Source organism: Streptomyces soli, from assembly GCF_003999195.1.
Classification (GTDB): domain Bacteria; phylum Actinomycetota; class Actinomycetes; order Streptomycetales; family Streptomycetaceae; genus Actinacidiphila; species Actinacidiphila soli.
In genome coordinates this window covers 1-13,643 of the sequence record NZ_RJVR01000221.1, presented here as the reverse complement: position 1 = coordinate 13,643, position 13,643 = coordinate 1, and the positions used below count along the sequence as shown (strand labels likewise).

13 protein-coding genes and 4 pseudogenes are annotated in these 13,643 nt (G+C 70.6%); 7 read left to right on the top strand and 10 right to left on the bottom strand.

The window, feature by feature from the left end; genetic code table 11:
• The coding region (locus tag EFK10_RS21435) for a serine/threonine-protein kinase (protein WP_240677374.1) at positions 1-1,009 on the bottom strand (1,009 nt) is incomplete at its 3' end.
• A gap of 176 nt (positions 1,010-1,185) precedes the next feature.
• The gene (locus tag EFK10_RS21430; protein ID WP_127357272.1) at positions 1,186-1,989 is read right to left on the bottom strand and encodes a VOC family protein; all 804 of its coding nucleotides are present in this window, start codon (positions 1,987-1,989) and stop codon (positions 1,186-1,188) included.
• A 158-nt stretch (positions 1,990-2,147) separates the two neighbouring features.
• Between EFK10_RS21430 and EFK10_RS21425 the strand changes: the two genes are divergently transcribed.
• Positions 2,148-2,795 carry a TetR family transcriptional regulator gene (locus EFK10_RS21425; RefSeq protein WP_127357271.1) on the top strand — a complete coding sequence of 216 codons (648 nt, stop codon included), beginning with the start codon at positions 2,148-2,150 and terminating at the stop codon, positions 2,793-2,795.
• A gap of 257 nt (positions 2,796-3,052) precedes the next feature.
• Here the strand turns inward: EFK10_RS21425 and EFK10_RS21420 are convergent.
• Positions 3,053-3,271 (bottom strand): annotated as a pseudogene (locus EFK10_RS21420) (nitroreductase/quinone reductase family protein); the annotation flags it as partial.
• Between EFK10_RS21420 and EFK10_RS21415 the strand changes: the two are divergent.
• A pseudogene (locus EFK10_RS21415) lies at positions 3,268-3,639 on the top strand (thiolase C-terminal domain-containing protein); the annotation flags it as partial. The pseudogenes EFK10_RS21420 and EFK10_RS21415 sit on opposite strands and share 4 nt — an antisense overlap.
• Before the next feature lie 40 nt (positions 3,640-3,679).
• Here the strand turns inward: EFK10_RS21415 and EFK10_RS21410 are convergent.
• Both EFK10_RS21410 and EFK10_RS21405 read right to left on the bottom strand, forming a co-directional pair.
• Complete coding sequence (locus EFK10_RS21410) at positions 3,680-4,231, bottom strand: GNAT family N-acetyltransferase (RefSeq protein ID WP_127357270.1); 552 nt, start codon at positions 4,229-4,231, stop codon at positions 3,680-3,682.
• Positions 4,232-4,239: 8 nt separating this feature from the next.
• Positions 4,240-4,632: a Zn-ribbon domain-containing OB-fold protein gene (locus EFK10_RS21405; RefSeq protein WP_127357269.1), complete on the bottom strand. Its 393-nt coding sequence runs from the start codon at positions 4,630-4,632 to the stop codon at positions 4,240-4,242.
• A 162-nt stretch (positions 4,633-4,794) separates the two neighbouring features.
• Here EFK10_RS21405 and EFK10_RS21400 point away from each other — a divergent pair, with 162 nt between their 5' ends.
• Positions 4,795-6,018, top strand: coding sequence for a flavin-containing monooxygenase (locus tag EFK10_RS21400; RefSeq protein ID WP_127357268.1), 1,224 nt, complete (start codon positions 4,795-4,797; stop codon positions 6,016-6,018).
• Positions 6,019-6,304: 286 nt separating this feature from the next.
• Here the strand turns inward: EFK10_RS21400 and EFK10_RS47625 are convergent, their stop codons facing one another.
• Positions 6,305-6,943 (bottom strand): hypothetical protein, encoded by a 639-nt coding sequence (locus EFK10_RS47625; RefSeq protein ID WP_164836094.1) that lies wholly within the window; start codon positions 6,941-6,943, stop codon positions 6,305-6,307.
• 26 nt (positions 6,944-6,969) lie between these two features.
• Positions 6,970-8,292: an MFS transporter gene (locus EFK10_RS21395; protein ID WP_240677373.1), complete on the bottom strand. Its 1,323-nt coding sequence runs from the start codon at positions 8,290-8,292 to the stop codon at positions 6,970-6,972.
• A 70-nt stretch (positions 8,293-8,362) separates the two neighbouring features.
• Here EFK10_RS21395 and EFK10_RS21390 point away from each other — a divergent pair, with 70 nt between their 5' ends.
• Positions 8,363-9,349, top strand: a complete 987-nt coding sequence (locus EFK10_RS21390; protein ID WP_206305532.1) for a GlxA family transcriptional regulator — start codon at positions 8,363-8,365, stop codon at positions 9,347-9,349.
• Positions 9,350-9,425: 76 nt separating this feature from the next.
• Here EFK10_RS21390 and EFK10_RS21385 read toward each other — a convergent pair whose 3' ends face one another.
• Both EFK10_RS21385 and EFK10_RS50660 read right to left on the bottom strand, forming a co-directional pair.
• Positions 9,426-9,887, bottom strand: coding sequence for an ATP-binding protein (locus tag EFK10_RS21385; protein WP_127357265.1), 462 nt, complete (start codon positions 9,885-9,887; stop codon positions 9,426-9,428).
• A 397-nt stretch (positions 9,888-10,284) separates the two neighbouring features.
• Positions 10,285-10,796, bottom strand: a pseudogene (locus EFK10_RS50660) (acyl-CoA dehydrogenase family protein); the annotation flags it as partial.
• 175 nt (positions 10,797-10,971) lie between these two features.
• Between EFK10_RS50660 and EFK10_RS21375 the strand changes: the two are divergent.
• Both EFK10_RS21375 and EFK10_RS21370 read left to right on the top strand, forming a co-directional pair.
• Positions 10,972-11,211: pseudogene (locus tag EFK10_RS21375) on the top strand (AMP-binding enzyme); the annotation flags it as partial.
• Positions 11,212-11,268: 57 nt separating this feature from the next.
• Positions 11,269-12,291 carry a tetratricopeptide repeat protein gene (locus tag EFK10_RS21370; protein WP_127357264.1) on the top strand — a complete coding sequence of 341 codons (1,023 nt, stop codon included), beginning with the start codon at positions 11,269-11,271 and terminating at the stop codon, positions 12,289-12,291.
• Positions 12,292-12,319: 28 nt separating this feature from the next.
• Here the strand turns inward: EFK10_RS21370 and EFK10_RS21365 are convergent, their stop codons facing one another.
• Positions 12,320-12,694 carry an STAS domain-containing protein gene (locus tag EFK10_RS21365; protein ID WP_127357263.1) on the bottom strand — a complete coding sequence of 125 codons (375 nt, stop codon included), beginning with the start codon at positions 12,692-12,694 and terminating at the stop codon, positions 12,320-12,322.
• 227 nt (positions 12,695-12,921) lie between these two features.
• Here EFK10_RS21365 and EFK10_RS21360 point away from each other — a divergent pair, with 227 nt between their 5' ends.
• Positions 12,922-13,494 (top strand): sigma-70 family RNA polymerase sigma factor, encoded by a 573-nt coding sequence (locus tag EFK10_RS21360; RefSeq protein WP_127357273.1) that lies wholly within the window; start codon positions 12,922-12,924, stop codon positions 13,492-13,494.
• Positions 13,495-13,643: the final 149 nt, after the last annotated feature.

Below are 13,643 nucleotides of genomic sequence, written 5' to 3'. Positions count from 1 at the left end.
CCGCAGCCGCCGCATGCCGCCCGCCCGCGCCACCGGGGCCACCGGGAGCCCCCTGCGGCGCCGGCGGAGCCGCCGGCGGCTTCGCCGGCATCGGCGGCACCCCAGGCCGTCCACCACTGCGCCGCTGCTCTATCAACGCCACCGCATCCGTCGGCAGCCACGCCGACGCCGTCCCCGTGTCGTCACCGCCCGCCGACGAGAAGAGATGCGGCGCGAGCTGTGCCTGCAGGTCAGCCGGGCTGGGCCGCTGGTCGGCGCCCATCCGCATACAGGATTCGATCAACGGCCGCAGCTCGCTCGGCAGCCCCTTGAGATCCGGACCTTCCCGCAGCAGCATGAAGACCGTCTCGACGGGATTCGCCCCATGGAAGGGCGCATGCCCGGTCGCCGCGAACACCAGCGTCGACCCGAGCGAGAAGACATCGCTCGCGCCCGTCACGCTCCGCGAATCCTTCGCCTGCTCCGGGGACATGTACGCGGGCGTGCCCACCGCGACGTTGGTCATGGTCAGCCGGGTGTTGGACACCCCGCTCGCGATGCCGAAGTCGATCACGCGCGGGCCGTCCTCGACAACCAGTACGTTCGACGGCTTCAGGTCCCGGTGCACCAGCCCGGCGCCGTGGATGGACTGCAGCGCCTCCGCGACGCCGGCCGCCAGCCACCGTACGGCCTGGGCGGGCAGCGGTCCTGACTCGTTGACGATCTCCTCGAGCGAGGGCGCGGGCACGAAGGCCGTGGCCAGCCAGGGCACGGCAGCCCGGGGATCGGCGTCCACCACGGCGGCCGTATAGAAGCCGCTGACCGCCCGCGCGGCCTCGACCTCACGGGCGAACCGGACGCGGAACAGCTGGTCCTCGGCGAGCTCGGCGCGCACTGTCTTGATCGCCACCCGCCGGCCCGATGCCGAGCGGGCGAGATAGACCAGCCCCATGCCGCCGGCGCCGAGCCGGCCCAGCACCTCGAAAGGGCCGATCCGTCTCGGGTCGTGCTGCGTCAGCTGCTGCACCACTGCCCTGCCACCTCCCCGTGGGTTCCCCCCGTCCCGGGGTCCGGAACCTGATTCTTCCTGGGATGAGTGCCAGTTGCGAACCCGGGGCGGTGTCGACACGGCGATTCTTGAGACGCACTGCCGTTACCCATGGGTACGGCTGGCGTCCGGTCAGGGTTCAATCCGCGTTATGTCGTCTACGCCGGGACGTCTCCGACCGTCCTCGACTGGTCGATGATGGAGAAGTTCGCGCCCTGGTCATCCGCGACAACCGCGAACCGCCCGAAGGGCGAGTCGTCGGGCCCCCGGTTGACCCGCCCTCCGAGCCGGCGGATCGTTTCCGCCGCCCGGTCGGCGTCCTCCACCCCGAAATAGACGTCGTAGTGCGCCGGCAGCTCGGCGGGAAACTCCGAGCCCATCCGGAAGCGCCCAAGCACCACATTGGCCGGCGTGACGTCCTTTCCCTCCGGCGCGAAGACCTTGTAGTCGAAGTTCTCGCCGTCCCCGATCTGCCGGCTGCCGTAGCCGAACACCGTCTCGTAGAAGGTGTCCACCCGCTCCGCGTCGCGCGTGAGGATCTCCGCCCAGGTGTACGACCCCGGCTCACCGGACTTCTCGAAACCCTTGTGCGTACCGGCCTGCCAGACACCGAAGACCGCGCCGCCAGGGTCGGCCGCCATCAGCATCGTCCCGTACGACCCGACGGCCATCGGCTCCGTGACGAGCTGCCCGCCCGCCTCCCGGATCCTGGCCGCGGTCGCCTGCGCGTCCGCCGAGGCGAGGTAGAGGTTCCAGACGGTGGGCATCCGCCCATCGGGCTTGGGCGAGAGCGCCGCCACGTTCTTGCCGTCGGCCGCGAACGCCTGGGTGTAGTAGCCGTACTCCTTCTCACCGTCCCGGAAGGTCCAGCCGAACAACTCCCCGTAGAACCGCTTGCCGGCCTCCAGGTCGGACAGCATGGCATCCACCCAGCAGGGGACCCCATCGGCGTAACCGGCCATGGCCTCGATTCCTCTCGATTGGTCGCGTCAGACGGAGTGTCTGACTTGACACGCTATCTGGGGATCTTCAACCCCGCCCGGGGAAAATTCGAACATTTGGCCTTCCCCATTTGCAGCCACCGAATCGCGCGCTGATCACCCGCCAGTAAACTGACGGCATGACAGGACAAGTTCGCACCGTCGACGGACGTGTGGCAGGACGTCGTGGACAGGCGACGCGGCAGAAGCTGCTCGACTGCCTCGGCGAAATGCTCAGCACGTCGCCGTACCGGGACGTCAAGGTCATCGACGTAGCCCGGATGGCGGGTACCTCCCCCGCAACGTTCTACCAATACTTCCCCGACGTCGAGGGCGCCGTCCTCGAACTCGCCGAGGAAATGGCCAAGGAAGGCACCGGTCTCACCGACCTCGTCGCCGGACGGTCCTGGGTCGGAAAGTCCGGCGCCGCGGCCGCCGAAGAACTGGTCGACGGTTTCCTTTCCTTCTGGCGAAAGCACGACGCGATCCTGCGCGTCGTCGACCTTGGCGCGGCGGAAGGGGACAAGCGGTTCTACAAGATCCGCATGAAGATCCTCAACCCCCTCACCAACTCCCTTACGGATTCGATCAAGGAGCTCCAGGCGAAGGGCCGGGTCGACAAAGATGTCAGCCCTGCCGCCATCGCCGGCGCCCTCGTCGTCATGCTCGCCGCCGTCGCAGCCCACCAAAAAGGCTTCCAGAGCTGGGGTGTCAAGCAGTCCGAGCTCAAGCCGAACCTCGCCCTGCTCGTCCACCTCGGCATCACTGGCAAGAAGCCGGTGCGCTGAGCGCTCCGCGCATCCGCCTTAATAGTCCTGCCTGCGATGACGCGGGCACCGATTGACCGGTCCTCGGGGGAGGTCGCCGGAGGGCGCCCGAGTACTGATTTTTGACGCCGCCCTCGCAGCGCTCGGCGCTGGACGCCTCCAGGTTGTGCCCACCCACCCACCCGCACCCGACAATGCAACCCGGGGGTCCAGGGGGTCGCCCCCTGGTTTCGGGAAGGGGCGAGGTGGGGGAACTCCCAGCCCACCCGCACGCGCAGCTAGCGCGGCGTCAGCCGGAAGAGCCGGATCTCCCGCTCCACCCGCGCCGCATACGCCCCGTACGGCGGCCAGAACCGCAGCAGCACCGCCCACGCCGCCTCCCGTTCCTCCCCGGCGAGCAGAACCGCCCGCACCGGAATGTCCCGCCCCTTCCAGCTCACCTCCGCCTCCGGGTTCCGGAGCAGATTCGCCGTCCAGGCAGGATGATCGGGCCGCCCGGCGGGCCGGCGTCACCCCAGCCGACATCGACGTCGCCGAGATCTACGACGCCTTCACCTACATGACCTTGGTGACCCTCGAGGACCTCGGCTTCTGCCCCAAGGGCGAGGGCGGCCCTTTCGTCGAGATGGGCCGCCTGACCATCGACGGCGACCTCCCCGTCAACACCGACGGCGGCGGACTGGCCGCCTGCCACCCCGGTATGCGCGGACTGTTCCTGCTCGTCGAAGCCGTCCGCCAGCTCCGCGGCGAGGTCGGCGACCGCCAGGTCCGCAACGCGGCCGGAAGGCTTCCCCGTCTCGCCGTCGCCTCGGGCACGGGCGGCTGGTTCTGCTCCTCCGGGACGGTGGTACTCGGCCGCGACTGAGTACCGGCAGCCGGGTGGGCCGGCTCGTCGGCGGAGCGGGTCACGTACCGGGCAGCGCATCCGTAGCGAGGCGGGCGTGCAGGTGGATGTCCCGCGGCATCCCGGCGATGTCGATCATCGCCCCCCGCAGCAGGCCCTCCAGGGCATACGCACAGCGCCGGGCGACCCCGCACGACGCGTCGTTGCCGATGGCGTGGCCGAGCTCCAGGCGGTGCAGCCCCAGGTCGCGGAAGGCCCAGCGGGTGGCCACTTCGAGGGCGCGGGAGGCTATGCCGCGCCCTCGGCCCTCCGGGAGGACCCAGTACCCGACGCGGGCGGTGCGCATCGTGAAGTCGATCATGCCGAGGCCGACTTGGCCGATCACGGTACCTCCCTCGGTGACGGCGAAGGAGGCCGTCGTGCCGTGCTCCCAGCCCTCGGCGCGGCTGCGGATGAAGCGGCGGGCGCCCCCTTCGTCGGGCGTCGGGGAGTTCGCGGTGTTCCACCGGCGGAAGTCTGGGTCGGAGAGGCCGCGCAGGGCGGCACCGAGGTCGGACTCCTCCCAGGGCCGAAGCAGAAGTCCGTACGCCTCCAGCTCTACGGGTTGCAGCATGTACCCATTCAAGCAACCGGCCGGAACACCGGAACCGCCGGGCCGTCGCCGTCCCCCGCTGCCGCCTCTGACGTCGGCCGGAAGTGGACCCGCAGGCGCATCCCGATCCGCAGCGCGCCCACCGCGCAGTCCGTCACCTCGGTCATCATGCGCGGCCCCTCCGCCAGGTCGAAGACGGCGGCGACATACGGCACGCGCTCACCGAACGGCGGCAGGTCGTTGCGGTGGACGACGGACCACGTGTAGAGCGTGGCGAGCCCGGACGCTTGCTTCCAGCTCACATCGTCGCTCCAGCAGCGCGGACAGAACTCACGCGGGTAGTGATGCGGCGCCCCCAACCCGCCGGCTCTCCAGCCACCACAGGCCGAGGCCGATACGCAGCACGGCGAGCCATTCGGCACCGCTGAGCCATATCGTCTCCACGGCGACCTCCTATCTGACGATACGTCAGTTCACCGGATACGGACAGCCCTGCGCAAGGCCCCCTGGCGAAGCCGCGCTACCTTCCGTTAGGACGACTTTGCACACCCTTTCCACCCACCCCCCACACCCGGGAGCACGCCATGGCCGACACCTCCGCCACCACCTCGGCAACGACCGGCGCCGCAGGCGCGGGCACCGGCCCCGGCACCAGTGCCTCCACGGCTGAGCCCGACGCCATCGTCATCGGCGCCGGCCCCGGTGGCCTCGCCGCCGCGGCGGCCCTGCAGAGGCGCGGCGTACGCACCCTGGTTCTGGAGAGATCCGATGCCGTCGGAGCGTCCTGGCGGCAGCATTACGACCGGCTGCATCTGCACACCACCAGACGGCTGTCCAGCCTGCCCGGCTTCGCGATACCCCGGGCGTACGGGCGCTGGGTCGCCCGGGACAACGTGGTCCGCTACCTCGAGCAGTACACCGAAGCCCACGACCTCGACGTCGCCACCGGTATAGAGGTGTCCCGTATCGAGCGCGCCCCGGAGGGCGCCGAGGGCTGGGCACTACCCGCCACCGGCGGCCGCCGGCTGACCGCCCGCGCGATCGTGATCGCCACCGGGACCAACCACACCCCGCGCACGCCGGACTGGCCCGGCCGCGACACGTACGGCGGCGAGCTGCTGCACGCCTCCGGCTACCGCAACGGCAAGCCCTACGAGGGCCACGACGTCCTGGTCGTCGGCGTCGGCAACACCGGCGCGGAGATCGCCGTGGACCTGGTGGAGGCGGGCGCGGCCCGGGTCCGGCTCGCGGTGCGCACACCCCCGCACATCATGCGGCGGTCCACGGCCGGCTGGCCGGCCCAGGCCACCGGGATCATGGTGCGGCGCCTGCCGACCGGACTGGTGGACCGGATCGCCCCGTACGTGGAGCGGATCAGCGTGCCCGACCTGTCGGAGTACGGCCTGCCGCGCCCGGACAACGGCCTCTACTCCCGCGTCCTGGACGGCTCCATCCCGGTCCAGGACGTCGGCCTCATCGCCGCCGTCCGCGCTCGCAAGGTCGAGCTCGTCGCCGCCGTCGAGAGCTGCGACGGCGACGAGGTGCTGCTCGCCGACGGCTCCCGCATCACCCCGGACGCGGTGATCGCCGCGACCGGTTACCGCAACGGCCTGGAGCCGCTGGTCGGCCACCTCGGCCTCCTCAACGAACGCGGCCGCCCCACCGTGCACGGCTCCCGGACCCCCAAGGAAGCGCCGGGCCTGTACTTCACCGGCTACACCAACCCCATCAGTGGCATGTTCCGCGAGATGGCCATCGACGCGGAGCGCATCGCCAAGTCGGTCGCCAAGGCCCTGGCCAAGCGATAGGACACCCCCCTTCCGGGTAATCGAACCTACGGAAGGCATTGACAGCGCGCGTGCGGCGGGTACGGCGTCAACGGACAAGAAGCACCACCCGCACCCCAGGATCCGGCGGGCCCGGCCGGCCCTCTCCCCCTCAGCCGTCCGGCCCGCCCCGCACGCCGCCCCAGCTGCCCTTCCCCAGCCGCGCCGGCTGTCTCCGGCCGCTCCTGCCTCCCCTCGTACGATCCTCCACAGGTTTCCCTCAACCGCACAACATTCCTGACGGTCCATCAGTTCAAGTAATCTGACATTACGTCAGTTCTCGTGGACCTACCGGCAGGAGCGGGCGAGACCATGCTGGATCGTCGTACAGCTCCCGTGACCCGGACCCCTCCGGCCCCGGCCGGCTCGAACCACGCCCGGACGACGTGGACGTCAGCGGCCGCCCGCTGTACGCCGTCGTCCCCGACCTGGACCGGTTCTTCCGGCCCGAGGCGGTGGCCGTCGTCGGCGCGTCCGACGCGGAGGGCCGCCCCAACAGCTGGTACCAGACACCCGAGTCGGGGTCGCCGATCCAGTAGTAGACGACCGAACGCGAGCGGGTGCCCAGGGGTTCCCAGTCGGCGAGCCGGCTGTTGTCATCGTCGAACTGGAGGCTGACCAGCGGGTCCAAGGCCGTCTGCTCCGCCGTGGAGCGCCAGGTCCCCGTACCCGAGTGACCGGCGTAGTGGTCCGTCAGGTCGGACGCCTCGAACGGGTAATCCCGAATGCGCTTCGCGGTGAAGGTGCCGTCCGCCGAGAAGGGGATCTCGCCGCCGAACGTGTCGTGCCACGTGCCGACGTAGTCGGCGGCGGTGAGGCGGGGCGGCCGGTACTCGTGCACCAGACCGGTCGCGTATGCCGTGACACCGCCCGCGAAGAGGAGACCCACGAGACCGACAGCCGTCACAATGTGCCGCCAGGCTATCAACAACCTCAGACAGTCAACGGAGTTGCGGCCGGGGCCGCCGTGACATCCCGCTGCCGGATGACGAGCGCCATCAGCGCGGCCACCGCGCACAGCGCGCCGGAGCTGTACCAGACAACGTCGTACGAGCCGAAGGCGTCCCGCGCGACACCGCCGAGGAAGGCGACCAGGGCAGCGCCCACCTGGTGGGAGGCGAGGACCCAGCCGAAGACGATGGCACCGTCGTCTCCGTAGTGCTCGCGGCACAGGGCGATGGTGGGCGGGACGGTGGCCACCCAGTCGAGGCCGTAGAAGACGATGAAGAGCACCATGGGCGGGTGCACGGTGTCGGCCAGCAGCATCGGCAGGAACATCAGCGACAGGCCGCGCAGCCCGTAGTAGACCGCCAGCAGCCGCCGGGGGCTGAAGCGGTCCGTGAACCACCCCGAGGCGACCGTCCCCACGATGTCGAAGATCCCGATGACGGCGAGCAGCGACGCGGCGGCCGTCACCGGCATGCCGTGATCGTGAGCGGCCGGCACGAAGTGGGTTTTGACCAGACCGTTCGTAGAAGCGCCGCATATCGCGAAGGTGCCGCCGAGCAGCCAGAAGGTCCCCGTACGGGATGCCGAGAACAGCGCCTTCACCGCCCGCCTGGCGGCCCCCGGCACAGGTGCGGGCTTCGGTACGAAGGCCTCGGCACCGTACGCGGCCTGGCCCACGTCCGCCGGGTGGTCGCGCAGGAGCAGCCATACGAAGGGGACGACCGCGAGCGCCGCACAGGCGACGGTGAGCGCGGCCGGGCGCCAGCCGGAGTGCTCGACGATGACGGACAGCAGCGGCAGGAAGACCAGCTGGCCCGCCGCGCCCGCCGCCGTCAGGACGCCCGTGACCAGGCCGCGCCGGGCGACGAACCATCGGTTGGTGACGGTCGCGGCGAAGGCCAGCGCCATGGAGCCGCTGCCGAGCCCGACCAGGACGCCCCAGCACAGCACCAGTTGCCAGCTCTGCGTCATGAAGACGGTCAGCCCGGCGCCGACCGCGATGGTGGTGAGCGCGCACGCCACGACCCGCCGGATGCCGAAACGATCCATCAGTGCGGCGGCGAAGGGTGCCGTGAGTCCGTACAGCGCGAGGTTGACCGAGACCGCGAAGCCGATCATGCCGCGTGACCAGCCGAACTCGGTGTGCAGGGGGTCGATCAGCAGAGAGGGGAGGGAGGCGAAGCCGGCCGCGCCGATCAGCGTGACAAAGGCGACCGCCGCCACCGACCAGGCGCGGTGGAAGCGGGGCTTGCGTGGCAACGGAGGGCGGGCGTCCTGGGCGGCGGCGAGTTGAGGTGTCTGCGTCACCGGATCAGCTTCGGCCACCGGAACGGACAAAACGAGTGGCCCGATGGCCATGATATGCAAGGATCGGGCCATGGTAGTCGTCAGCAGCGTGAGGAAGCCCCACCGCGTCGCCGTCCTTGTCCAGCACGGCGTCATCCCCTTCGAGCTAGGCATCCCCTTCCGGATCTTCGGGGGCGCGAAGACCCCCGAGGGTGAGCCGCTCTACCAGGTGCTGACCTGCACCCCGGACGGTCCCGGGACAGTCCGTGCCGACGCCGACTTCGAGATCAACGTCGCTCACGGACCGGAGACCCTGGAGACCGCCGACACTGTCATCGTCCCTGCCGCGCACGAGCGGTCGAGCGCCCATACGGAAGGCCGTAACCCGGAACCGCTGGCCGCCGCCTTCGACCGGATCCGTCCCGGCGCCCGCCTGGTCTCCATCTGCACGGGTGCGTACTTCCTGGCCGCCGCCGGCCGGCTCGACGGCCTGCGCGCCACGACCCACTGGAACAGCGCCCAGCACTTCCAGTCGCTCTTCCCCAAGGTCAAGGTCGAGCCGGACGTCCTCTACGTCGACAATGGTGACGTCCTCACCTCCGCCGGCGTCGCCTCCGGCATCGACCTGTGCCTGCATCTCGTACGACGCGACCACGGCACCGCCGTCGCCAACGCCAGTGCCCGCTCCAGCGTCGTCCCCCCGCACCGCGAGGGCGGCCAGGCACAGTACGTCCAACGGCCCGTCCCCGAGCCGCAGCTCGCCACCACCGCCGCCGCCCGCGCCTGGGCGCTGGCCCGCCTCGACCGGCCCCTGGTGCTGCGCGAACTGGCCGAACGCGAGTCGATGAGCGTACGGACCTTCACGCGCCGCTTCCGCGAGGAGGTCGGCGTCAGCCCGGGGCAGTGGCTGGTCGCGCAGCGCGTCGAACGTGCCCGAGGGCTGCTGGAGTCCAGCGATCTCTCCGTCGACCAGGTCGCCCGGGAGGCCGGCTTCGGAACCGCCGCTTCTATGCGGCAGCACCTTCAAACGGCGCTCGGGGTCTCTCCGACGGCGTACCGGCGCACTTTCAGAACGTGAGTACGCCCCGGGCCACGCGCCCGTGGTGCACGTCGTCGGCGGCCTTGGCGAAGTCCTCGACGGGGTAGGTCTCGGTCTAGGCCTGGCGGCTGAGCAGCCCACCGGGCTGCTTCGGCACGGTCGCCGACGGCAGCGCGGTGCGGTCGATCTCGCACCAGATCTGCTTGCCGTGACCCTCGGGCTCCCAGCCCCACCGGTCGGCCAGCCCGTCGACCAGTTCAAGGCCTCGGCCGCCCGTCTCGTCCTTTTCGGCGTGCCGGGGGCGGGGCGGGCAGTCGCTGGCGTCGGCGACCTCGACCCGTACCGTGTCGCGCTCCGGGGACTGAGCGGAGGCGAAGAGCATACGCAGAACGGCCGGACAGCCGGTATGTACGACGGCGTTGGTGACCAGCTCTGAGATCAGCAGGATCAGCGTCTCGGCAACCGGCTCATCAGCCCCTATCCCGGACCCCATGAGCCGCGAGCGCGCCCACCGACGCGCTCGCCCCACCTCGGCAGGGTCGGGACCCACTTCAAGCTGAACCTGGAGGACCTGCACCTCACACCATCCGAACCGGCGGACACATCGCCTCGCGCCTTGCCCCGCTCACCGAACGTGACCTCGACGCAGCACAGCCTGATTTACCTGCGGTCACCCCAACAAGCGCTTCCTGCATATTCCAGCGCAAAGGGGCATCAGTGCTGCATACCATGCGGGGCTCGTTACAGAGAGTCGGACAGCACGAAGCTCGCGGGGCCCCATTCCTGAGATCCACGCAATTGCCGCGCCTCGTCACTACTCGCACCTGATGGAGCGTACCCGAGCCGGGCCTCGACTCCACCGCGTGACAAGTCACGCCTCGGACACAACCCGATATCAACGCTCGGGCACCACTTATCCCTGCCGTATGGGACATAGCACTCAAATCTCCTCGCATAAGGATCGAGCACCGCTCGGCGAGTACCTCCTCGTAGGCCCCCGCACCCCCACAGCGGGCCGCCAACACCCAGGAACGCTTGATATGCAGGTGCACCTCCGCCTCCCAGGTGAAGCCCATCCCGCCGAATATCTGCAGACAGTCACGGGCGTTGCCGCCGGCCGCCTCGTCGGCGAGCACCTTCGCGGAGGCGGTCTCGCCGCGGTCGCCGGTCACCGCAGCCGCGTATACCGCGGTACGCGCCCTCTCGACGCGCAGCAGCATGTCCGCGCACAGATGCTTGACGGCCTGGAAGGACCCGATGGGCCGTCCGAACTGCTCTCGCGCCCGGGCGTGTTGTACGGCTAGTTCGAGGGTCCGGCTGGCGCTGCCGAGTTGCTGGGCCGAGGTCAGCAGGACGACCTCCGGGCTGGGCGGCCGCACCGGGCCGCCCAGCGCGAGGTGCAGGGGGTGAGCGGGTCGACGGACCGGATGGGCTCGGCGATCTCCGCCGCGCCGAGCGCGTGGCCGCGGGCCTCTACGGACTCGGCGCACGGGCCGGCACCAGATTCGCCTGGCAGCTGCCGCCCCTGATCGAAAGCATCGTGCTGTCGGCGGCACTCGCCCGCCTCGGCGCGACGACGTGGGCTCGATCGTCTTCCCCTACGCCCATATCGGCGGCCCTGACTACCTCGTCATGCTGCTGCTGTACGGCTTCCCGGCACCGACGCCGCAGTCATCGGCCTGCCCGACCCCGAACGCGGGGAACGCGTCTGCGCGGTCATCGAGGAACTCGCCGACGCCAAGCCGGTCGGCCTCGCCGACATCACCGCGTATCTGCGCGAGGCGGGCCTCGCCACCCAGAAGCTCCCCGAGCAACTGGAAGTCGTCGACGCGTTGCCGCGCAACGAGACCCTGCGCAAGGTGCTGAATTACCAGCTCCGCGAACGCTTTGCGAAGCGGTGACAGGACAGGGGTTTATCCGGTGCACAGCCGCAACACAGCCGCTGTAACCTCCTCCGCATGACGGAGATATCCGCGACGGAGGCCGACGCGGAACAGGCTTTCGCCCTGCTGCGACTCGGCGAAGCGGCACTTGATGCCGGCGAACTCAACAAGGCACGCGAGTACTTTGCTTCCGCCGAGCAACGCTTCGCCGACGGCCCCGTCGCGCAGCGCGCAGCGGCCGTGCGCGGCCGGGCGGTCTCCCACCTGCTCGCCGGCGAAGTGCGCTACGCCTCCCACCTGCTGGAACAGGCAATCGTCCAACTGGAGCTCGACGAGCGCCCCGACCCCGACGCCCTGCTCCTGCTGCACATCGCCGCCATAGGCCCCTACACCGACCTGGGCGCCTACGCACGCGCTGCCCGCGCCGCCGAGCAGGCGCTCAACCTCGCCCCCAGCGCCACCGATCCGGCGCTCGTCGCCCTGATGCACCGCAGCATCGCCCGCACCCTCATCGTCGCCGGCCGCACGAGCGAGGCCGAGGCATCGCTCGCCAGGGCCCAGGAGATCTTCCAGCGCCTGGACCTCCACACCGACCTCGCCCACTGCCACTGGATGCGCGGCTACGTCCACGCCCAGGACAGCGACCTCGAACAGGCCGAACGCGAACTGCGCACGGCCCGCGACATGCTCGCTGCGGGCAACTCGGTGCTCTTCACCGTCCAGGTGGAGGTCGAGCTCGCCGACGTCCTCCGGCGGCGTGGCAAGGGCCCCGAGGCGGAACGCCTGCTGCAGGCCCTCCTCGACGAACTCACCCCATGGCGCGGCGCCGTCCACGCGGGCGGCGCCCACCGCCTGCTCGGGCTGCTGGCGGAGGAGCGCGGCGACAACGAGGCGGCGGAGGAGCACTACGTATCCGCCCTCGCCCTGCTCGAACGCGCCGGCGCCGCAGGGGATCTGGCCGACATCTGCCGGCTCCTTGGTGACCTGCTGCGGCGTACGGGACGGGTCGAGGCCGCACTCGACGCCTACCGGACCGGGCTCGGCCACCGCGCGGCGATCGGTACGACCACCCTGGGACCGGCGCCGGCCGACTCCTGAGCCGACCGCCGGGGCAAGCCGCCAGGACCTAGGCGGACAGCGGGCGGGCCGCGTCGTCCGTGGCGGCGGCGAGGTCGGGGAAGACCTCGAAGAGGCGGCGGACACCCAGCGCCGACAGGACCCGGTTGACGTGCGAGCCGTCCAGGCCCCCGTCGGCCGGGAGGATGAGGCGCAGCCGGCCCGCGCAGGAGCGCATCAGGCGCCGGGCCGCGATGAGGACCCCGACGCCGCTGGAATCGCAGAACTGCACGTCCGCGAGGTCGAGAACGATGTCCCGGCGGCCGTCGGCCACCGCGTCATGCACATGCTGCCGGACAGCGGGCGAGGTCACCAGGTCCATTTCGCCCGATACGGACACGATCGCCCAGCCGTCCTGTTCGGCCTGCGTCACCTTCAGCGCCACTGTCTTGGGCCTTTCGTCCGGCAGTGGGTCCTCCGACCTTATGCCCCGCCCGCAGCCGCTTGTCGCCCTCATTCGGTCACACCCGCATAACGCATTATCAAAACCGGTCCGCATCGGCAGCAGGTTGGCGCAAAGGGGCGTACGCCGTCGGAACGGCCGGTTACATTCGATCTGAGGCAGTGGACACAGCCGCATCGGGCTACGAGGGCGATGAGGGGGACGGCCGCATGGTGACACCCGCACCACCTCGCTGGGACCGCAAGATGCAGCAGCGGCTGGCGCGCGGCGAAGAGGCGGCGCTGGGCGAGCTGTACGACCGGTTCGCCTCGCTCGTGCACAGCCTTGCGCATCGGGTGATGGACGACGAGGACGCTGCGGCGCAGATCACCCGCGAGGTCTTCGGGTACATCTGGGAGAATCCGGACGCGTACGACCCCAAGCACGGCTCGCTGCGCTCCTGGATCGCGGGCCTCACCCAGCGGCAGGCCGTGCACCGGCTGCGGCAGTTCGAGAACTCCGGCGAAGGCACGCCGGACGAGGTCGAGGCCAGGGTGCGCGAAGCCTCGACGGCCGCCCGCGCCGACTACATCGTGACCTCGATGCCCGCCCCGCTGAGGCAGGCCCTCGACCTGGCCTACCGCAGGCGCCAGGACTACCGGCAGACCGCAGCCGATCTGGGCGTCACCGAGGACGAGGCGAGGCGCAGGCTGCGGCTCGGGCTGCAGCTGCTGTCCACGGCCATGGACCATCCCGCCCAACTCAACGGGCCACACGGCCGGGGACGGGGACGGCTGCTGTGAACGGCCACGCCGACAACGGCGACCCGTCCTCCTGCGGCGGCGCCCCACTGCCCCGGGTGCCGCAGCCCCGGGAGGCCGCCGAGGACGCCGGCGCGCTGCCAAAGCTGCCGGAGCTGCCACCCGAGCCGGCCGCGCCGGCCGGCCCGCTG

Bases quoted from the DNA above. Each gene is read 5' to 3' on its own strand.
- EFK10_RS21360 (WP_127357273.1), top strand. From the start codon at position 12,922: ATGGTGACACCCGCACCACCTCGCTGGGACCGCAAGATGCAGCAGCGG.
- EFK10_RS21370 (WP_127357264.1), top strand. From the start codon at position 11,269: ATGACGGAGATATCCGCGACGGAGGCCGACGCGGAACAGGCTTTCGCC.
- EFK10_RS21425 (WP_127357271.1), top strand. From the start codon at position 2,148: ATGACAGGACAAGTTCGCACCGTCGACGGACGTGTGGCAGGACGTCGT.
- EFK10_RS21410 (WP_127357270.1), bottom strand. From the start codon at position 4,231: ATGCTGCAACCCGTAGAGCTGGAGGCGTACGGACTTCTGCTTCGGCCC.
- EFK10_RS21400 (WP_127357268.1), top strand. From the start codon at position 4,795: ATGGCCGACACCTCCGCCACCACCTCGGCAACGACCGGCGCCGCAGGC.
- EFK10_RS21430 (WP_127357272.1), bottom strand. From the start codon at position 1,989: ATGGCCGGTTACGCCGATGGGGTCCCCTGCTGGGTGGATGCCATGCTG.
- EFK10_RS21390 (WP_206305532.1), top strand. From the start codon at position 8,363: ATGGTAGTCGTCAGCAGCGTGAGGAAGCCCCACCGCGTCGCCGTCCTT.